This window comes from Nitrosomonas sp. (assembly GCF_019752095.1).
Lineage (GTDB): Bacteria > Pseudomonadota > Gammaproteobacteria > Burkholderiales > Nitrosomonadaceae > Nitrosomonas.
In genome coordinates, this window is record NZ_JAIEMO010000004.1 from 56,195 (window position 1) to 76,558 (window position 20,364).

The window sequence follows — 20,364 nt, forward strand, 5'->3', positions numbered from 1 at the left end:
GAAATGAGTAAGCGGCGTGAAATAAAGGAGCATCTGGTAACGCTGGATGAAATTGAAGGCATTATGAATGCTATGAAAAATCTGGCCTTGCTGGAAATCCACAAGTTGGAGTTTTTTCTGGCGACGCAGCGTAGGTCTGTTGCCAGCATTGAAGCAGCCGCACAGGATTTTCTGAGCTTTTATTCTCATCTGCAATCATACCCTGACAATTTGCAACAACTTTGGATTGTGATAGGTTCCGAGCGAGGTTTTTGCGGTGATTTTAACGAATCCTTATTGCATTTTCTTAATGCGCATCCTCAGCAATCAGACATTCTCTTACTGACGGTAGGACGAGGAATTGAAGTTAAACTGCAAGCTGATGCGCGCATTGCAGCTTTTATCGATGGACATAGCGTTGCCGAGGAAATACAGCAAACGTTGTTACATTTGATACAGACTCTCAATCGGTTACAAGAGCAATTGAAATTAACTAAGTTGGGGCGTATCAGTGTTGTTTATCATGACGATGGAACAGATGCGATCCAATTGCGGCAAATATTGCCAATAGCGGTATCTCGCGAGAAATCAGTTTTTTCGCATCCGCCAATACTTAATCTGGAACCTTATCAATTTCTATCCCAATTAACCGATCAATATCTTTATGCTGTACTGCACGAAGTGTTTTATGCATCCTTGATGGTGGAGAATCGTAAGCGGCTTGAGCATATGAATAAAGCCATTCATCATTTGCAGCAAAATCAAGCGCAATTAAGCTTGAGCTACAACAAACTTCGCCAGGAAGAAATTACTGAGGAGATTGAAATTATTCTGCTCAGCGCAGAAGCATTGGGTGACGAGGATAAACCCAAAGAATCGGTGATTCTTATGCCTTAATTTTGCTAGGCCAACGTTCAAAGTGTTGCTGCTAGGAATCTGGCACGGTGGACTCAGTGAAGAATCAGTTGAATACATGGCGAACGCGAATCTGAACCCCATTTTCGCTTTCAAGGTTCGGTGGAATGATGGGGCGAGCCTATTTGTTCGTGAGCGGAGCAAGTTGCAGTAAACAGTTGTTTTGTTCGAACAACCGTTTGTCGGCTGGAATTTTCTCAATACAACGAATGGCCGAGCGAACCCGACCAAGGCGCTGCTCTGTATGGTTTACCTCACACCTATTGGCATGGGTGGATGGCCAAGTGCCACCCGCGCCCGTCAAAGAACCGATTAACTCACATTCTTCGGTTCGATATTTCAGCCATGCCAACTGCTGGATTTTGAGGGCTGCCAGAAGCCTTTCATCTACTTTAATTTCTGCACTCGATGATGAGGAAACGATTTTGACTAGCTCATGGTGTTTGCTTACCAAGCGTTTTTCGACGGCATTCTTCTGCTGAACGAGTAGAAGCCCAGTATGCATAGAGCTTCCTTCAGGCCAACATTCGGGGCGGTCTGTGCACTCGATTTCGGCAAAGGCAGAAAGCGGTATCGACGCCAACAGAAGAAAAGAGATGAGAATTTTTCGCATGTTTGTAAAGGATCCAATGCCAGGTTAAGTCACACCGTGAAGCGGTTTAGACTTGAAAATAATAAAAGCTTGCAACGAGAAAACTGGGCTCTCATTTCGTGTCGATCACCCAATTCTGCGACCCAGTCGGGCAGCAACGCGGATCGCCTGGTCGAGGCATGGTGGATGTCAACGTGATACGACCGGGCGTAAACAAGACATTGCGCGGATCTATACCGAATACATCATCGGCGCTTCGAAAATAGACCATTACTCCGCTCTCGTTACGAAACAGCGCCACGTTCAGCATGTCGCTGTTACCGCCACTGGGAAACATCACCCAAGCCAGTGCGTCGGCAACCCCGTCACCGGTGAAATCCCCATAGAATGTTTGCACGGGTTCGTACAGGCTTGAGCCGTATTGTTGCCGAGCCCACGTAAGGATAGCATTGTCCCAGGCAGGCTCGCGCCCGGTTGTTTCGGTACTTGATTTATCCAGCGTCAAGTCGGCATTGTCGCCGAAAGTCCCGCCCGACAATTGTGCGCACGCGGCTAAGACCAGTGTACTGAAAACCAGCATGCTTTGCTTAAACATTGCTGTTTCCCCTTCCTCTATAACTTGGCCAGGCTATTGGCCTTTTTTATTGGCATACTTCCCCGCAGTGAGCAAGTCCTGATCATGTCCAAAAAAGTGTCATTATTCTTGCTCTTGCGAAGAGTAACTCCAATAGTCGTTGGGTGCAATTGATAGTATCTCCGATTTCTCGTTGGCTGTATGTGCCTGTTTTGTAAGCTGCAATGATTGTCGTTGTGCGATCTTTGTGTTGCGCCGCAATCTCAGAAAAACGCTTTGCAATCAGCCATTTTTGCTGTTTTAGAATATTTAAATCGTTCTTTTCGTTGTCGATTCTTTTCTGTATTTCAGTGATAAAAGTTTTAGCCCTTAAATAAATCTGATCTTTCAGGTTCGACCCTATTTCAGGTTGCTGCTGTATGCCTTCCAGGACAAATTGTTTGTATTCATTGCATTGATTCTTTGCCGCCCAAATAAGGATAATATCCAGTCCGTTGTTAACCCGATCTGACCCTGCTTATGCTTTTTTTGCGATTGCCTTTTTAAAGCATAACTTCAATTAGCCGCGTGGCATTGAAATATGTTGATGAGTAATCAGCCATTTTCCGTTCAGTTTTTCCAGGCAGAAGGTGGCTCTGACCCAGTCTTCAAATGTTTTTCCATCAGGCAAAGTGCCACCACAATGAATGAACCCATAGGCAAATGCGACATCATGTCCTGCTGTAATTTTAACCTCATGAAGATCAAAAATATTTTCACCAGTCGTCTCAGGTTGCCATTCATCCCAGCTTTTCCGATATTCTTCTACTCCCTCATATTTCATTGGTGGCAATACGTCGTAGATGATGACTGATTCGGAGTGATTATTTAAGATCCTATCCTGCTCTCCCATTCTTGTACTACGCGCCCATTGTTCAAGCAACGTTTGAATATCAGTATGGTTATTCATTTGAAGATTGCCCCATCATTTTTTGTGCGTAACGCTTGCTCATCGGTAAATTAGGAGCGCAGCGAGTAATTTATCGGTGTGAAGCAAATTGTTAGGTTTTATATCCATCGCCGAACCCTTGCAGCATATGCTTTGAACTCTTTGCTAAACTTCTGCATCATGTATTTTTCTTCGGGCTTTATCTGATAGGTATTCATATAAAGAACGAACACAGGCAGCAGAACAAAAGCCATATAGTTCATCAGATAAAAAGCCCATCCAGACAGCATTAGGAGAAAACCAAGGTACATCGGATTTCTACTGATACGATAAACGCCAGTTTCCACCAATTGGGACGATTTATCTGGGAAACGTGGATCTACCGTTGTATTAGCTTTTCTGAATTCGAGCACGCCAAGCGCAGCAAGTGCTATTCCGATTAAAAGGAAGATAGCCCCGACGGCTGTGGTAGCGATTGAAGGCGCATTAAATGCTGGAAAAAAGGACGATAGGCTCCACATTGCGGCACCAATTATGACCACCTGAATAACTGGAGGGATCCGAAGTTCAAGAGCTAACACGATTTACTCCTTTAAAGCATAACGCCCAAATCAGCGGCGCGGTTTTATTCTGCGGTGTCCGTATTGAAACAGAGGTGTCAAAACAAAAAAGTGTCAGGTCCAGAATCAAGAATTCCTGTTCTTACGAAGAATAACTCCGATCGTCGTTGGGTGCAATTGATAGTACTCTCCAATTTCTCGTTGGCTGTATGCGCCTGTTTTGTAGGCTGCAACGATTGCTGTTGTGCGGTCTTTGTGTTGCGCTGTAATCTCAGACAAAGGCTTTGCAATCGGCCGCTTTTGTTGCTTGGGTATATTTAAATCGTCCTTTTCCTTGCCGATTTTTTTCTGCATCTCCGCGACGAAAGCTTTATCCCCCAAATAAATCTGACCCTTCAGATTCGTCCATATCTCAGGTTGCTGATGCACGCCTTCCAGGACAAATTGCCGGTATTTATCCATTGCAATCATTCTTTGCTGTCCAAACAAGGATAATATCCAATCCGTTGTTAACCATTCAGGCTTCGCAGCATCTCCAACAATTGCTCGAAAACTACTCCACGGCCAGTTTTCAAGCCGCTTGACCATGCCTTTGGCTCTTAACGGATTCAAAACGACATACCGGGAAAGCTCAAGCAAATATCGGTCTCTATCCACCAGAATTGCTTTGTATCGCCCTTGAAAAAGATGGCCGCTGCGTCCATGCCGCCGATTCGACGCTTGCGTATAAACGCCGTTGAGCTGGCGCATGCCTTTTGACAGATTGCCGTCCAGCGTTTCAATGATGAGATGATAATGGTTATCCATCAAACAGTAGCCATGACACAGCCAGTTATAGTCACACACAACCATTCCAAGGATTTCTATAAACCGCAACCGGTCTTCATCATCTTCAAAAATGGCTTCGCGGCGATCTCCACGCGATGTGACGTGATAAAGTGCATTAGGGAATTCTAAACGGAGTGGTCTTGTCATGGCCTAAAGTATGCATCTTTTATTCTTGATTCGCGACCTGACCCCATTTGGGTGCGTGACCCCATTTGGGTGTTAATGGTGTCAGGAAAGATCTCAAAAGAAAAAATGGGGTCAGGTCCATAATCAAGAGTTCTTATTCTTACGAAGAATAACTTCAACCGTCGTTGGATGCAATTGATAGTGTGCTCCGATTTCTCGCTGGTTGTATGCGCCTGTTTTGTAGGCTGCAATGATTGTTGTTTTTCGGTCTTTGTGTTGCGCTGCAATCTTAGGCAAAGGCCTTGCAATCGGCCGATTTTTCCGCTTGGGTATAAACGCCATTGAGCTGGCGTATACCTTTTGACATATTGTCGTCATGCGTTTCAATGATGAGATGATAATGGTTATCCATCAAACAGTAGCCATGACACAGTCAGTTATAATCACACACAACTATTCCAAGGATTTCTAAAAACCGCAACCGGTCGTCGTCATCTTCAAAAATGTTTTCGCGGCGATCTCCACGCGATGTGACGTGATAAAGTGCATTCGGAAATTCTAAACGGAGTGGTCTTGTCATGGTCTAAAGTATACATCTTTTATTCTCGATTCGCGACCTGACCCTATTTCTCCGATTCGCGACCTGACCCTATTTCTCCTCATGTTAAGCTTATCTGGGTTAAAATTTGGCTTAATTCGATTTATTGCCACTTGCGCGCTCGGTCTGATGGAGTTTTGCAAGAGGCTCTACTTAGAAATCCTTTCTAGCAGAATTGGCACTGATTATGGAGTATTTCAAACAGACTTTTCACAAGGACCTTTTGTCCTCAATCGTAGTCTTTTTTGTCGCGCTACCTCTTTGTATGGGGATCGCTATCGCTTCCGGTGTTCCTCCGATGCTGGGGATCATCACTGGCATCGTCGGTGGCCTGGTCGTGGGTTTTATTGCAGGCGCTCCGCTACAGGTTAGCGGTCCAGCAGCCGGTCTTACCGTACTCGTGTATGAACTTGTCCAAAGCCACGGTATAGAAATGCTGGGACCAGTGGTTTTGCTGGCCGGTCTTTTCCAGGCAATTGCTGGTTTTTTTAAACTCGGGCAATGGTTTAGGGCGGTCAGTCCAGCAGTAATCCATGGAATGTTAGGAGGGATCGGGGTACTGATTTTCACGAGCCAGTTTCATGTGATGTTGGACAAAAATCCCTATGGAAGCGGTATTCAGAACTTGATCTATATTCCTCATTCACTCCTTAAAACGTTTGTTCCGGACGGACGTGGGTCGGAAGCTATCTTTGCGGGTGTTTTGGGTTTGGGAACGTTTATCTTTATGTGGTGCTGGGAGTTTTTTAAGCGTAATCCACTAAGAATGATCCCCGCCCCGCTTATTGCTGGTTTCGGGAGCACCTTGGTTACTTTGATTTTCGATTTGCCGGTAAAAAAAGTTTCCATCCCCGATTCGTTTGCGACTCTAATCACATGGCCCTCGATGGACAGGATGCTTCAGGTTTTTCAACCCGATATTCTGCCATTTGTTTTTGGACTTGCACTGATTGCAAGTGCTGAAACTTTGCTTTGCGCATCTGCATTGACCAAGATGCGCCTGGATGCCAAGGTTGACTATGACAGGGAATTATTCGCGCAAGGTGTGGGAAACACAGTTTGCGGCTGGCTTGGTACGCTTCCCTTGACGGGTGTGATAGTAAGAAGTTCTGCAAACATAAAGGCTGGCGGCCAAACTCGTGGAGCAGCAATTTTTCATGGAGCCTGGTTGTTTGTTTTTGTGCTGTTTTTTCCTCACCTGCTTCGATTCATCCCCATGGCGTCACTGGCGGCTATATTGGTATTTACCGGATACAAATTGATAAACCCGGTAATCATCAAAAATCTTGCCAGATATGGAAGGCCTGCGCTCATCATCTACTTTGTAACCTTAATTGGAATAGTCGCGACAGATCTTCTGACTGGAGTGCTGCTAGGCGTTGGCGCATCATTGATTCGCCTGATATTCACCTTTTCGGCGCTGAGTATAGAGACAACGGTCGACAAAGAAAAAAAACAAATCGATGTTCATATGTCTGGAGCCGCTACCGTAATTACGCTACCGAAACTGGCATCCACGTTGGAAAGCTTGCCAAAAGACTATCATGTAACCGTCCACTTCAGTCGCTTGTTCTACATTGATCACGCTTGTATGGATTTTCTGGAGACTGAGCGTCTAAAAAGGGAAGGCGCAACGGGAGAGCTCGAGATGGATGCTTCCCGACTGCGCTTTACTTACGATAGGTCGGAAAAAGGACGATACCATTTGCCTGTAAAAAAGTGATAGTAAGGTTATAAAATTGAGCCAAAGAATAAGAGTCAAATCTATTCATTAATAACTCAAGTTTAGACATTCAGCATTCAAAAATGGCATAAAGCAGCAAACAAAAAAGGTATCAGGTCCAAAATCAAGAATTCCTGAAACAGCCAAGGTCAAGTTCATTATGAAATTTTGCATGCGGCAATCTTATCATGGCTTAAAATATAAACATATTATTCTCCTTTAGCGACCTTACCCCTTCTCTGTGCAGTTGAATTGATACCGCAATGAAAAAATTTCCTCCCGATATCATCACCAAGCGGCTCGCGCATCTTCCTACCCCTACTTATGCAGAAGATTTGCCCGTCAATGTGCGCCGCGAGGAAATCAAGCAAGCGATTGAGCATCATCAGGTGGTCATCATTTGCGGTGAAACCGGTTCGGGAAAAACCACGCAAATTCCTAAAATCTGTCTGGAGCTTAAACGCGGCGTTTATGGTTTGATCGGTCATACGCAGCCGCGCCGTATCGCAGCGCGGACGGTTGCTGCGCGTATTGCTGCTGAGCTGAATAGCCCGTTGGGTCAGGCCGTCGGTTATAAAGTTCGCTTTTCGGACAAGATCAGTTCCGATAGTTATATCAAATTGATGACCGATGGGATTTTGCTGGCGGAAACGCAAGGCGATCCCTTATTGCAGGCTTACGATACGCTGATTATCGATGAGGCCCACGAGCGCAGTCTGAATATTGATTTCCTGCTTGGGTTTATCAAGCAGTTATTGCCCCGAAGGCCCGATCTTAAGCTTATCGTCACTTCAGCTACGATTGATGCGCAACGCTTTTCGCAACATTTTAATGATGCGCCTGTGATTGAAGTGACCGGACGTCTGTATCCGGTAGAAATTTTGTATCGCCCGCTGCACACCGATGATGAGGAAGATCGCGATATGCAGCGTGGCATCATTCATGCGGTTGATGAGTTGATGGTGTCGGGTTCGGGCGATATTCTGGTTTTTCTTCCGGGCGAGCGTGAAATCCGCGAGATGGCGGAAACCTTGCGCAAACATCATTTTGATCGCTTGCGGGGCGGAATAGAAATCTTGCCTTTGTTTGCACGGTTATCGTTTGCCGAACAGGAGCGGGTGTTTCAATTGAACAGCAATCGTCGTCGCATCGTGCTGGCGACGAATGTGGCTGAAACTTCATTGACGGTTCCAGGCATCCATTACGTGATTGACAGCGGTTCGGCGCGGGTGAATCGCTATAGCTATCGCAATAAGGTAGAGCAGTTACTGATCGAGAAAATTTCCCGTGCATCGGCTGATCAGAGGGCAGGGCGATGTGGCCGGGTGGCCAATGGCGTTTGTATCCGTTTGTATTCAGAGCAGGATTATCAGGCGCGTGTGCCCTTTACTGACCCGGAGATTCTGCGCTCATCGTTGGCCGCTGTTATTCTGCGCATGCAATCGCTGAAAATTGGCGAGGTGGAAAGCTTCCCCTTTCTGGAGGCGCCAGCGCCACGCATGATTGCCGATGGTTATCAATTGCTGGCGGAATTGGGTGCAGTTGACGAAAAAAGACAGCTGACCGCGATTGGCTGGCGTTTGGCTAAATTTCCGATTGATCCCAAAATCGCCCGTATGATTTTAGCGGCAAAACAGGAAAACTGCCTGCACGAAATACTGATCATTACTTCGGCTTTAAGCCTGCAAGATCCACGAGATCGACCGTTTGAACAACAGGCAGCGGCTGACGAGGCACACCGGCGTTTTCAAGACGAACGCTCGGATTTTCTTTCCTATCTCAAGCTTTGGGATTTCTTTGATGAATTATTAAAGCATAAGAAATCCACCCGCAAACTGATCGCGCAATGTCGTGAAAGTTTTCTATCCTATCGGCGGTTGCGTGAATGGCGCGAGATTCATGGGCAACTGCATGTATTGATGACAGAGCTGGGTTTCAGGCCCAACGAGATACCCGCAAGTTATGATGAAATTCATCGCGCCTTGCTTGTTGGATTGCTCGGTAATATTGGTTCTAGATCCGAGAAAGAGGGCGAGTATCTGGGGGCTCGAGGCATCAAGTTTGCGATTTTTCCCGGTTCTGTATTGAGAAAAGGTAAGAGCAAATGGGTAGTTGCTGCGGAATTGGTCGAAACCAGTAAGTTATTTGCGCGCTGCGCGGCAAAAATTGATCCGTCCTGGTTGGAAAGGATTGCCGGTAGTTTGTGCAAAAGACACTATTCTGATCCGCACTGGGAGAAGAAACGGGCGCAGGTCGTGGCTTTTGAACAAGTAACACTGTATGGCTTGATAATTGTTCCCAGACGACCGGTTCATTATGGCGTCATTAATCCGCAAGAAGCACGTGAGATCTTTATTCGTTCGGCGTTAGTGGCCGGTGAATGGGTAACGCAAGCGCCGTTTTTTCACCATAATCAGGCATTAATTCAAGAAATAGAAGCGTTGGAGCATAAAACGCGCAGGCAAGACGTATTGGTCGATGAGCAGGAAATTTTTGCCTTCTTCGATGCCATCATTCCGGAAACAGTCACCAACGGTGCCGGATTCGAGAAATGGCGCAAGCAAGCTGAACAACAGGATCCACGGTTGCTGTATTTAAAGCGTGAATTACTCATGCGCCACCAGGCCGATCATGTGACTGAAGTGCAATTTCCTGAATGTATGACTTTGCCGGATGGTAGCGTGTTGCCCCTTGTCTATCGCTTTGAACCGGGTCATATATTGGATGGCGTTACCGTTTCTGTACCATTACCTTTGTTGAACCGGCTGGATGGCAAGCAGTTGGATTATCTGGTGCCCGGTTTAATACGTGAAAAGATTACTTGGTATTTGAAAGCACTGCCTAAAAATATCCGCCGTATGCTGGTGCCGCTTCCGGAATCAGTCACGAAATTTTTGCAAAGTCATTCCAAATCTTCGCATTTGCTCGCATTGCAAGAAGCATTAGAGAAATTTGTGTTAAAAGAAACCACCTTGACAGTTCCGCTTGAGACTTGGAAAACAAACGATATTCCAGTGCATTTATTGATGAATATTCGAGTGTTTGATGATGCGGAACAAGAACTGGCTATGAACCGGGATTTCAATGTATTGCAGAAGCGGCTCGGTGAAGCGGCGCAGATGATTTTTGTGAAGCGTGATGACGAGAGCGAGAAAAATTCTATTGAGCGCGAACAGATAACGCAATGGGATTTTGGCGATTTGCCCGATGAAATAGTATTTATGCGAGGTGGCCAACAATTGACAGGTTATCCGGCGTTGATTGATCACACCGATAGTGTCGCCATCCGATTGTTTGATACGCGAGCAGCGGCTGAAACGGCGATGCGTTTGGGTATTAGACGGTTATTATGTTTAGTGCTGAAAGACCAGCTTAAGCAATTGGAAAAGAATCTGCCCGGATTAAGGGAAATCAGCATGCAATTGACAGCAAGGATAAATCCGGGTGATCTGAAACAGGATATGCTGAATGCTATTATAGACCGCGCATTGTTGAGCGATGATCCGCTTCCTCGCACTGAATCAGTATTTATTGAGCAAAGGGAACGTGCTAAGAATCGCCTCCCGGAAGTTTCTGTTTTTCTGTCTGGCTCGCTGCAACAGATAGGCCGCGAGTATCAAACGCTATTGCAGAAATTCACTAAGATTCGGATCGATAAAGTGAAAACTGAATTAAATGCGCAGCTTGAGAATCTTATTTACCCTGGATTTGTCAGCAATACGCCCTGGGACAACATATTGCACATACCCCGTTATTTAAAAGGCATGGGGCTGCGTATCGAGAAATTGCCCGTAAATCCGGAACGCGATGAGCACAACGGCCTTGAAGTTAATGCGCTGTGGCAGCAATATTTACAACGCCTGGCAAAGCATCAAGAAATTGAATATGTTGATAAAAATTTAAGCGAATTTCGCTGGCAGATCGAAGAATTGCGAGTTTCTTTGTTCGCGCAAGAGTTAAAAACTCCCTGTCCGGTATCTGTTAAGCGGTTGCAGAAGCTTTGGGAGAGTGTGCGCCTGTAATTCGGCTTAGTTCTGCGGGTAGAGAGAACAAGTAGACAGATTTCGAAGGGATGTAATGCCCCGCAGAAAGGCTGCGGGGAGGACTTCCCTTAGCGCTGCAAGAACAGCCAGTGCTAAGAATTGGCTATATGGATGGAACTAATCTGAGCTCTTCCCCAGAAGGAATGTTTGAGTTCTTGGGTGAAGGATCGCTTGGAATTACTGGTTCCGAAGGAAGCTGCATATATTCTTCTGCAGTTTTTGTTTCTGCAGCTTTCTCTTCATCGAGAATATAACCGGGCTCAAAATTTGGTCCAATGCTTTCTTGCTCGGTAAATTGATGGTTTGGATGAAAAGCTTTATCGAAAGCAAGTACATTCCCTGCATAACAAGCTGTACAAACAGTGGCTGCTATTGTTAAGGCTTTTAATTTATTCATGCTGATTCTCCTTGTGTTTTATTTTAGTGAGAGCCATTGATGATGGCTTGCTTCCTCAAAAAGGTTGGTACAGTAAAGCACACATTTAGCGGGTAATATATGCAATTTGTTGCGTAGCGTTATAACAATGAGGGAACATAAGCCGCTACACAGTATGTGCCAATTAGTAAATATACACCAAAAACAGTTTTATTTTTTAAAATAGAACAAATTAGGTGTTGAATTTTGCCCTATCTTCGGTTCAAAAATAGAAAATTTTGCACAAAAAACAACACATGTGACGAAGCATTTAAGCGCAGTATCGCGTAAAACTTGGCTAATGGATATTCCATCGTGTGTGATGCACACACACTGTCGGAAGCGGATAGCAGTATTACAGAGCCTGGAGACTAATGCAGTCCTAACGACTCAAGCGTAATCTCATCCCCTTCGTCATCATAATCAGAAAAATCCTTTTTGATGGTTTCGAATTCGTCATCATCAGAATCATCTTTGTTGCTTCCAAATTCATCAATAATTTTTGCTAGATGACTAGGTGGAATTTCGCTATTTGCTATCACATCTTCTCCACCATCCGAATCATTGGCAGAATAAAAGCCATCGTCATCATCATCAAAAGAAAGTTCTTTGATCATCGCTGCCTACCTCCACATAATAATTTGAAGAAGTACTATTGATATCATACTGCGCTGACACAAAACTAATAATAACATGGGGTTTCTGCCGGCATTTTCAAGTTTTGAAAGATCCCAGAGTAATTTATTTTTTGCCGTGAGATTATCCGAAATTTAGCTAATCCCTAATAACCATACAATTCTTCAACTATTAAAGTTTAAAATTAATTGTCAATATTAATTCTCAGGATTAGTTAATGATCCAGCATCTAGCGATAATTCGAATTCGGCGTCTAATTTAATGTCATTGTTGCTGCCACGACACAGTTTCGGCTCATTGCTGCTTTTTGACAAGTAGTGGCTTCACCATCGATACTGATCGAATAGGAATTTGGACTATTCTTGATTTGGGTAATAAACATTACGTCTTCTATAGCTGTATTTGCAAACACTTGGGTCAATTACGGCAATTGGGATTTAGCAATTGTTAGCTTAATGAGTTAGGTTATCATTAATTTCTCTTCTACTTTGCTGCTATCTCAATAATGCATGATACCGAATTAGGTTATGTCATTAAGTGATAAAAATCACATTGGCTCCGTGAAGTTAGATATAAATTGAGATCTCTGTGCTGGCAGTCAGAAGGAGACACTTATGAATAATTGCAACAATTCAGCCCATATCTCACCGATCATGACAGAGATGATCTTTATCGTCAGTATCGGCATACTGGTTCTGACTGGTTGCACCACAGTTGAAACTAGATCCACGGCTGCTCCGGGAGATATTGCCGCCACTGCCTGCCGGGCCTTGTATCAAGAAATTGATGCTACTATTGACAACGTGGGTGTGCGTGATTATGGTTCATCAATGATTGAGGGGTTTCCTTACCTTCGTACAACACGTCTGTTGGCTTCATTCAGTCATGAATTAAACGATAAATCACCACAGTGGTTGGCATGGGTTGCTCACTTGGCTGATCTCGATGCTCAATCGCGTGCATTAGAGTTGCGTAATCTACCTTCTTCAGTGCTAAGTCAACCTAAGGATACTTTGCTTGATGAACTCAATAAATGTCGCGATCTATTAATATCCATTGATCTTGCGAATCCTCAGCAGCGCACACGACTAAGCGATATCGCCCATGTGCCAGATGATTATGTCACATGGTGGCAGGCACTTGGCCTGTATCCGCTCACTGCCCCTGTTATTGCTGTAGGAATATCTGAATGGCATCGCAAAACACATGAGATTTTCGCGATACCGTTTGCATCGTTACCGGTTACGGGAAAGCTGATACGTTGGGTGCCGATATCAACTGCCATGACGCCAGGAATGGATGCTTCGTTACCTGATCAATCGCTCACTGCCCAACAGATCAGCAAAATTCTGTATCGATCGCTCGATCCACTGGGCATTCCCATGCCAGAAGATGTTGAATTGGATCAGATTTTTAATACATTTGCGCCCATATGGGAGGTGGATGTTGCTGATGATAATGATCGCATTGGTAGGATGCATTTGGAAAACGGGCCCTCCGTAGACATCGCTTACCCGACATTTTATCGCAATGTTTCATACACTCGCTTTGGTCAACAAGTGCTGCTACAGCTCAATTACATTGTCTGGTTTCCAGCACGATCGGGTAGCGATATTTACGCAGGTCGACTCGATGGCATCAACTGGCGGGTAACGCTAGGGCCAGACGGTAAGCCTTGGCTTTACGATGTCATTCATAATTGCGGTTGCTATCACAAGTTCTTCCTGAGTCATCAGTTACGTTTGCGTAAAGACCTTCCTTCTGCCTATTTTGAATCGCCACTGCTACCGCAATCTGCACCCGAGCAACAATCTCTGGTGCTGCGTATCGCTCATCATACGCATTTCATTCAGCGGATTTATTCTGATAACGCACCGAACATTCAATCATCGGCGATACAGGAAAACCAGCCATTGCTGTGGGAGGATTATGATGAGCTACGCTCTTTGCCCTCGGATGAAGGATCTCGTAGCTTATTCGGAAAATATGGATTGGTTGCTGGAACGGAACGATCCGAGCGATTTCTTTTTTGGCCCATGGGAATCCGCTCGCCAGGTGCAATGCGCCAGTGGGGTCGTCATGCTACTGCTTTTAACGGGCGCCGACATTTTGACGATGCTTTTCTTATTGAATCGTTATTTGAAAGGACACCATAAAGTATGAAGAGAATTCTATTTTGGGTAGCCATTAGTTTGCCGACTATTGTATGGGCGGGAGACATGCGTGTCGATATTGCCCGTTTTTCTCAAGGCGATCTGAACGGCTGGCAAAAAAAGGCTTTTGCTGGTGAAACTCGCTATTCTTTAGATCATTCGGATGGACAGCTTGTCTTGCGTGCTGATAGCGATGCAGCAGCTTCAGGTCGTTATCGCGAGGTACGCATCGATCTTAACCAAACGCCCATACTCAACTGGGCCTGGAAGGTCGGCGGCATATTAACCGGGAACGATGAGCGTACTCGAGCTGGCGACGATTATCCGGCGCGGGTTTATGTGGTGTTTTCCGGTGGAATCATGTTTTGGCGAACGCGCGCCATCAATTATGTGTGGTCGAACCACCAACCGATCGGCAGTCGTTGGCCCAATGCTTTTACCGATCATGCACAGATGATCGCGATTGAATCAGGCTCTGGTCGGGTCGGTCAGTGGATCAACGAACGTCGAGATGTGCGTGCCGATTACCGCCGTGCATTCGGTGAAGAACCGGGGCAAGTTGGTGCGGTAGCAATCATGACTGACACAGACAACACGGGCGCAGTGGCTACAGCATGGTATGGTGATATCTGGTTCTCAGAAAAATAATAGATAAAACTCTGAGCCAACTTGATTTTGGCTCACGTCTATTTCAATTGGTAGGTGAGTAGCGCGCGAACATTGAAAAGCGCATCATTCTGACTAGAAGTTGCTGGAGGGCGTGTTACCCATAGCGGGCTATAGAACATTCCCACGCTCAGCCTGAGTTTGTCGGTCAGGGAATAGGCAACGCCGGCGCTGGCCGCAAACGTCCATGTTTTGGCCACGAGGTGGGTATTATCGATGACGCCGAAAGTCTGGGCATTGACATGAACTTGTGTATCAAGATAGTTCCCTGATACGGCAATAAAAGGGGTTAATCCTCTTAATTGCTCGATACGATATGCACCACTCAATTCGAGTCCTGCATAGCGCTGGCTCGACTTGTCCGCCGATTTTCTCTCGCAACCGTACAAGTTTTCTGGAGAACCCGGTGGGAATTGGGCAACATTGCCAGGACAGGTAAATGCGCCTTCCACGTTCCCAATCTGTCCATACATTCGAATGCCGATAGTCCAGGGATCACGTTCGTACAAGGGGCGTTCCAGCGCGAATGCGAAGAGATTTGGTTTAAGTCCAAAAATTCTAATGGGTGGTACGTAGGAAAGGGTCAAGGCAAATCGCCCCGGAAGCCCGAAAGTGAGGCGTGGTCGGCCAAAAATAGGAGCTTTGTTCAGATCTTCTTCCTTGATGCCATTGAAACCAATCTGTCGCTGCGCAGAGCTGAGTTGGGGAATCCAGTCCAATTCGACTCCGCCTTCGATCGAACCTAATGCTCGACTGCGCGGTACGCTGAGCCCAGATAGGAGTGTGATTGACGTAACATAATTCATTGCCCATGCTTCAGGGCGATTCGAATGCAGAAACTCAGTCTCATTGATGACAGCCTGTGCCAACGCTTGACCGCTTGGCACGACGGCCAAGAGACAGATGAGATATGTTTTAAGTGGCAATAATTTAATCATGAGTAACTGTCTATTATTAGCAGAGATTTCATAGATTAATTGGCAGTAGAGCTACATTAATAATTCAATTTCGTTCAGGCTCTTAATGAGACCTGCGGTATCCTCAAGATTGCGTAGTGCAGTGGCAACCAGTTGAATTTAAAGAGCTGTGATATTCCTAGATTATCGGAAATATACCCGATGAAATATATATAGACTAGCGCATATTTTAAGTGTAATGTCAAATACACATGTCTATTTTATCGAGTGGAGGTTTGTTATGTTACGTCTCACACTTCTATGGCTAATTAGTCTATTTTTCGCATCTTCGGTTACTGCAACTGCGGCAACAGTAACGGTAGGTATCCAAAATTTTGTGTTCAATCCTAATACAATTACGCTTAATGTAGGAGATTCAGTAAATTGGGTTAACCAGGATGGTGCAGTGCATAGCGCAACTCAGGATGCTAATTTGTGGAGCAGCGATTTAAATACTGGTGAGTCATTTAATTTTATGTTTAATACCCCTGGCACTTATACCTATTTTTGTCGATTCCATCCGTTTATGAGAGGCACTATTAATGTTTCAAGCCAAGGGACGATAAATCCGATATTATGTTTTTTCAGTTGGGCTGAGTCTAACTATCCCCAGTTTTTTGCGCCCGCAGGGAACGTAAGCTTATTGACTTTTCCGCCTTATACATATCGTTATTATCCTGTGACAGATTCTTACTTAGCAGTTTCCTCTACGGATAATCATGTGTATTACATGTTTGGAAATGATGGCATCATACATGATGCAGGAGCGTTTTCCGATTGGCTTGGTACTGCCGGTTGTCAATAAAGCCGTGTGGGATTTTGTGCTGTTAAGGGTTTGATATGTTTTAATAGATTCGGGCAGCCCAGTTAAGAGGCTGAGATAAAAAACTACGGTGCGACTAAAGCAAGTTAACAAACTACTGCGAATGATTGCTCAGCCTGATAGGCTAAATATTTAGCGTGCTACGATTTCTTAAATGTGATGACTCTTAAAACAACTGATAATGTAGATAAAGACCGAATCATTGTAGATACCTGTATACCAGAGGTTGAAGAAACATCTCCTGAAATACAGAATCAGCTTTTGGCGGCTTTGCCGCAGAATGAATTTGACGAGATAGCATCTTCATTAAAACTAGTCGATCTGGAAAGGGATCAAGTCTTGTGGGAAATGGATGAAAAACGTAAACATATCTATTTTCCTACTACCGTCATGATTTGTATGCTCTACGACACTGAGGACGGAGATTCGATTGAGGTTGGAATGACAGGCCGGCAAGGTATGGTTGGCATCGTAACGTTTGTCGGAGATGCCAGGATGGCTAAAAGAGCCGTTGTCATGAATCCTGGTCAAGCCTATATCATGAAGGCTAATGATGCCGAGAAATATTTTGAGGAATTGCCGTGTTTTCAGGAAATCTGTTTATGCTATACACAGACACTGATTGTTCAGCTCTCTCAAGGTATAATCTGCAATCGTCTGCATTCTATAGATCAGCAACTTTGCCGATATTTGCTGATTTATAACGACACGCTGCGATCCACAGTCTTTCATTTGACCCAGGCACGCATTTCAAATGTCCTGGGTGTACGCCGTGAAAGCATCTCCACTGCGGCCGCTCAACTTCAAGCCAAGGGGCTTATAAAATACACGCACGGTAAAATAGAATTACTTGATCGGAAGGGCTTGCTGGCTGCCACCTGCGAGTGCTACCAAGTCGTTAAGGAGCAAAACGAAAGAATCCTCGGCAAGTATTTCTCCCGCTATAACGCTTAGTGTCAAATACTGGTTTCCAGTTTACCGGATATAGTTGTCGCATTGAAGTCTCTTGTATGGAAACTTGAATTTATGCCACGTTACTGCTGCTCGTGTCCAATCGGATTCATATGTGATGCAAAGCAAATTATTACTGAGTCTTATTGCCAGGCAAGGGTAAGTTAGCATCAAGAGGGGTGGGCTCAGCCACCCAGAAGCCTTGTACATAATCAACACCGATATTTTCCAGAACTTGTAGTGTTTGATCATTTTCCACCCATATGGCGATGGTTTTAAGCCGCATGATATGGCCGATGTGATGAATCGATTCAACCATTGCCAGGTTGACTGAGTCGGTAAGCATATTTTTGATTAATTGTCCGTCTATTTTTAGATAATCAAGTGGGATATCCTTTAAATAACTGAACGATGATAGGTTGCTGCCAAAGTCATCGATGGAGATGCGACAGCCTAATTCCTTTAGGGTAGTGACGAAATGTATGACATGCTTTAAATCGTTCAGCGCGTCTTGTTCGCTGATTTCGAAGCAGATGCAGGCGGGATCCAGTTGGTTGGCTTTAATACTATTTATCGTGAGATTAAGGAAATCTTCGCTTTCCAGTGCTTGCCCGGATATATTAATGGTGTAGATCGCATTGGCCGTGTGTGCTGCGTGTGCTCGTATTAGCTGTAATGATTGTTGTACCACCCAGCGATCAATGAGCAACATTTGATCATGCCGCCGGGCGGCAGGTAGAAATGCACTGGGCATAATTAGTTGGCCGTTCTCATCCTTCAATCGTAATAAGATTTCACCCTGTTGTTGTTGCTCTGGATGTTCCGAGAGTAACCGGATTGGTTGGTAATAAAGTTGAAAGTGCTGTTTTTCTAGGGCGCTTTGAATGCGAGGCAGCCATTGTATTTCGGTCGAATCTTGCAGGTGATGACCGGATTGATACACCTGCACTCGGTTGCGTCCTTGTTCCTTGGCGGCATAACAGGCGCTGTCAGCTGCATTGAGTGCATGTTCAATACCTTGGTTTCCATGAGTGATGGGAAATATTCCGATGCTTACGCCAATAGTGAAAGTTTTGCCTTGCCATTGGAAACGGAAGCTTTGCACCAGTTCACGCAATGTGTGCGCTACTTGTAACGCTTGATTTCTAGGGCAGTGTTCAAGGATAACTGCAAATTCATCGCCGCCCAGACGTGCTAGCGTGTCTCGTGTGCGCAGCTTGGAATGCAACAATGCGGTTACCTGGCGCAACAATTTGTCACCGGCGCTATGGCCGCAACTGTCGTTGATGATCTTGAATTGATCAAGGTCGAGATAGAGCAGCGCATGTATGTCATTTTTGCGTGTGGATATCAGAATTTTGCTGAGGCGATTTTCGAATTCCTGGCGATTAAGCAGACCGGTCAGTGAATCATGTGCGGCTTGATAGGCAAGCTTTTGTGTCAGCTTGCGCTGTTCTGTTATATCGCGGAAAGTTATCACGGTGCCAATCACGTGCTTTTGTTCGTTCTGGATCGGTGCTACGGCGTAATCAATGATGTATTTTTTTTTGTCTCGGTGGATCAATATGCATTCACGGTTCTTGTGAGAATTTTCGAACTCATTTAAGTGATCGGGCAGTGGATTCGTGGTCGGCTCCTGAGTAGTTATGTCCATAATGTTGAATACTTTCGATAGCGGAGTGTCGTGTATTTCTTCATTGCTCCAGCCGGTAAGTATTTCTGCGGTTGGGTTTATAAAAGTGATTTTTCCACTGGTATCTGTGGTGATGACTGCATCGCCGATACTCGCTAATGTGATTTGAAATAGCTCTTTTTCCTGGTGTAGGATATCGTTAGATATGGTGAGTGCCTCGGTACGTTCTACAACTCGTTGCTCCAGTTGGTTTTTGGTTTGAATCAGGCGTTTTAGCAGCTGAATGTTATCAAAACGAAATTTGAGTGAATCTGTGATTGTTTGGTGTAGTTGGAATGAAATTCTTCCCATAGTGAATACAAACAGTAAATAAGTAAGCGCGATGATCATCTGAATATCGCTTTCATGCGTGATGACCTGATAGGTGAAAGGAAGCACAGCGGGTATCGAAAAGGCTAAAAAGGCGCCTTTATACGACGATAAGGTAGCCATTGCGCCTGCGACTATGCCGCCCAGTAAGTACGCCAGAAATAATTGATGGGTTTCACTGTCGGTAACAAAAAAAATGCTTCCAGCGGAACCCCATAGTATCCCCGCTAACAATACGCTAACATGAAACCAATGTCCCCAAACTACTGATTCGGCAACGGATGGGTTTTTGCGAAAATAGGCTCTGACCAACAGAAATCTTGCGAAAGTGAGGGAATAAATTGCCGCCAGCCAGCCTAGAAGCCAGTCCTTTTCGATTAGATCCCAAAAAATAAGAATCAACATAGCAGCAACAATCAATGTGACAAATAGCGCCTTAGGAGCTTGCTGGTAAGCTAGTTTGATTTGTTCGGCCAGTAATGAGCCAGAATGGTTGGGGGAGGGAGGTTGAGAATTCACATTGCGATTATTGAATCTTGGCTCCATATAATAAGGCTTTTTACGGGAGAACTATGGAGATTGTAGGGGTGTTTCTAAATGTTTACCAATGAATCTGCAATAGTTAATTTGGGGTAAAGATATACAAAGCTTTTCAGCAACTTGAAATCTGATAGAAAATGTGCAATTTTCTATGCCAAGACGTTGATAGCGTATAAGATAAAAAGTATTCATCACATTAGAAGCCAGAAGATTCTTATATATTTAATACTCGAAAAATTATACTTAACATTTATTTTAAGTAAAGTTAGCTGCTATATTGCAACATGCCGGGTAAGACGCTGGATAAAAAATTACAGGAGCATACTCATTAAAACGAGATATATCGCAACTAGTTT

17 protein-coding genes are annotated in these 20,364 nt (G+C 44.8%); 7 read left to right on the forward strand and 10 right to left on the reverse strand.

Annotated elements, in window-relative coordinates; all coding sequences use genetic code 11:
* Positions 1-3 precede the first annotated feature (3 nt).
* Positions 4-876 (forward strand): FoF1 ATP synthase subunit gamma, encoded by an 873-nt coding sequence (locus tag K2Q13_RS02040; protein ID WP_292918988.1) that lies wholly within the window; start codon positions 4-6, stop codon positions 874-876.
* A 139-nt stretch (positions 877-1,015) separates the two neighbouring features.
* On the opposite strand, the gene K2Q13_RS02045 is transcribed toward K2Q13_RS02040, so the two are convergent.
* The 6 genes from K2Q13_RS02045 to K2Q13_RS02070 all read right to left on the reverse strand — a co-directional run bounded on the left by K2Q13_RS02045 (position 1,016) and on the right by K2Q13_RS02070 (position 4,880).
* Entirely contained in the window at positions 1,016-1,399 is a 384-nt protein-coding gene (locus K2Q13_RS02045; protein WP_292918989.1) for a lysozyme inhibitor LprI family protein, read from the reverse strand.
* A gap of 199 nt (positions 1,400-1,598) precedes the next feature.
* Positions 1,599-2,081: a hypothetical protein gene (locus K2Q13_RS02050; protein WP_292918990.1), complete on the reverse strand. Its 483-nt coding sequence runs from the start codon at positions 2,079-2,081 to the stop codon at positions 1,599-1,601.
* A 538-nt stretch (positions 2,082-2,619) separates the two neighbouring features.
* Positions 2,620-3,009: a nuclear transport factor 2 family protein gene (locus K2Q13_RS02055; protein ID WP_292918991.1), complete on the reverse strand. Its 390-nt coding sequence runs from the start codon at positions 3,007-3,009 to the stop codon at positions 2,620-2,622.
* Positions 3,010-3,107: 98 nt separating this feature from the next.
* Complete coding sequence (locus K2Q13_RS02060; RefSeq protein ID WP_292918992.1) at positions 3,108-3,569, reverse strand: isoprenylcysteine carboxylmethyltransferase family protein; 462 nt, start codon at positions 3,567-3,569, stop codon at positions 3,108-3,110.
* 105 nt (positions 3,570-3,674) lie between these two features.
* Entirely contained in the window at positions 3,675-4,523 is an 849-nt protein-coding gene (locus K2Q13_RS02065; RefSeq protein ID WP_292918993.1) for a transposase, read from the reverse strand.
* A gap of 123 nt (positions 4,524-4,646) precedes the next feature.
* Entirely contained in the window at positions 4,647-4,880 is a 234-nt protein-coding gene (locus K2Q13_RS02070) for a hypothetical protein (protein ID WP_292918994.1), read from the reverse strand.
* A 407-nt stretch (positions 4,881-5,287) separates the two neighbouring features.
* Here K2Q13_RS02070 and K2Q13_RS02075 point away from each other — a divergent pair, with 407 nt between their 5' ends.
* The gene (locus K2Q13_RS02075) at positions 5,288-6,823 is read left to right on the forward strand and encodes a SulP family inorganic anion transporter (protein WP_292918995.1); all 1,536 of its coding nucleotides are present in this window, start codon (positions 5,288-5,290) and stop codon (positions 6,821-6,823) included.
* Positions 6,824-7,086: 263 nt separating this feature from the next.
* Positions 7,087-10,845: an ATP-dependent RNA helicase HrpA gene (gene hrpA / locus K2Q13_RS02080; protein ID WP_292918996.1), complete on the forward strand. Its 3,759-nt coding sequence runs from the start codon at positions 7,087-7,089 to the stop codon at positions 10,843-10,845.
* 124 nt (positions 10,846-10,969) lie between these two features.
* Here hrpA and K2Q13_RS02085 read toward each other — a convergent pair whose 3' ends face one another.
* Positions 10,970-11,263, reverse strand: a complete 294-nt coding sequence (locus K2Q13_RS02085; protein ID WP_292918997.1) for a hypothetical protein — start codon at positions 11,261-11,263, stop codon at positions 10,970-10,972.
* A gap of 389 nt (positions 11,264-11,652) precedes the next feature.
* Positions 11,653-11,898 carry a hypothetical protein gene (locus tag K2Q13_RS02090; protein ID WP_292918998.1) on the reverse strand — a complete coding sequence of 82 codons (246 nt, stop codon included), beginning with the start codon at positions 11,896-11,898 and terminating at the stop codon, positions 11,653-11,655.
* 633 nt (positions 11,899-12,531) lie between these two features.
* Here K2Q13_RS02090 and K2Q13_RS02095 point away from each other — a divergent pair.
* Both K2Q13_RS02095 and K2Q13_RS02100 read left to right on the forward strand, forming a co-directional pair.
* On the forward strand, positions 12,532-14,073 hold the full coding sequence (locus K2Q13_RS02095; protein ID WP_292918999.1) for a hypothetical protein: 1,542 nt from the start codon (positions 12,532-12,534) through the stop codon (positions 14,071-14,073).
* A 3-nt stretch (positions 14,074-14,076) separates the two neighbouring features.
* Positions 14,077-14,718 carry a DUF3047 domain-containing protein gene (locus K2Q13_RS02100; RefSeq protein WP_292919000.1) on the forward strand — a complete coding sequence of 214 codons (642 nt, stop codon included), beginning with the start codon at positions 14,077-14,079 and terminating at the stop codon, positions 14,716-14,718.
* A gap of 38 nt (positions 14,719-14,756) precedes the next feature.
* Here the strand turns inward: K2Q13_RS02100 and K2Q13_RS02105 are convergent, their stop codons facing one another.
* Positions 14,757-15,662 (reverse strand): hypothetical protein, encoded by a 906-nt coding sequence (locus K2Q13_RS02105; protein WP_292919001.1) that lies wholly within the window; start codon positions 15,660-15,662, stop codon positions 14,757-14,759.
* Positions 15,663-15,933: 271 nt separating this feature from the next.
* Here K2Q13_RS02105 and K2Q13_RS02110 point away from each other — a divergent pair, with 271 nt between their 5' ends.
* Both K2Q13_RS02110 and K2Q13_RS02115 read left to right on the forward strand, forming a co-directional pair.
* Positions 15,934-16,497, forward strand: coding sequence for a cupredoxin domain-containing protein (locus K2Q13_RS02110; protein ID WP_292919002.1), 564 nt, complete (start codon positions 15,934-15,936; stop codon positions 16,495-16,497).
* A 177-nt stretch (positions 16,498-16,674) separates the two neighbouring features.
* Positions 16,675-17,469, forward strand: coding sequence for a Crp/Fnr family transcriptional regulator (locus K2Q13_RS02115; protein WP_292919003.1), 795 nt, complete (start codon positions 16,675-16,677; stop codon positions 17,467-17,469).
* 130 nt (positions 17,470-17,599) lie between these two features.
* Here K2Q13_RS02115 and K2Q13_RS02120 read toward each other — a convergent pair whose 3' ends face one another.
* Positions 17,600-20,014 (reverse strand): EAL domain-containing protein, encoded by a 2,415-nt coding sequence (locus K2Q13_RS02120; protein ID WP_292919004.1) that lies wholly within the window; start codon positions 20,012-20,014, stop codon positions 17,600-17,602.
* Positions 20,015-20,364: the final 350 nt, after the last annotated feature.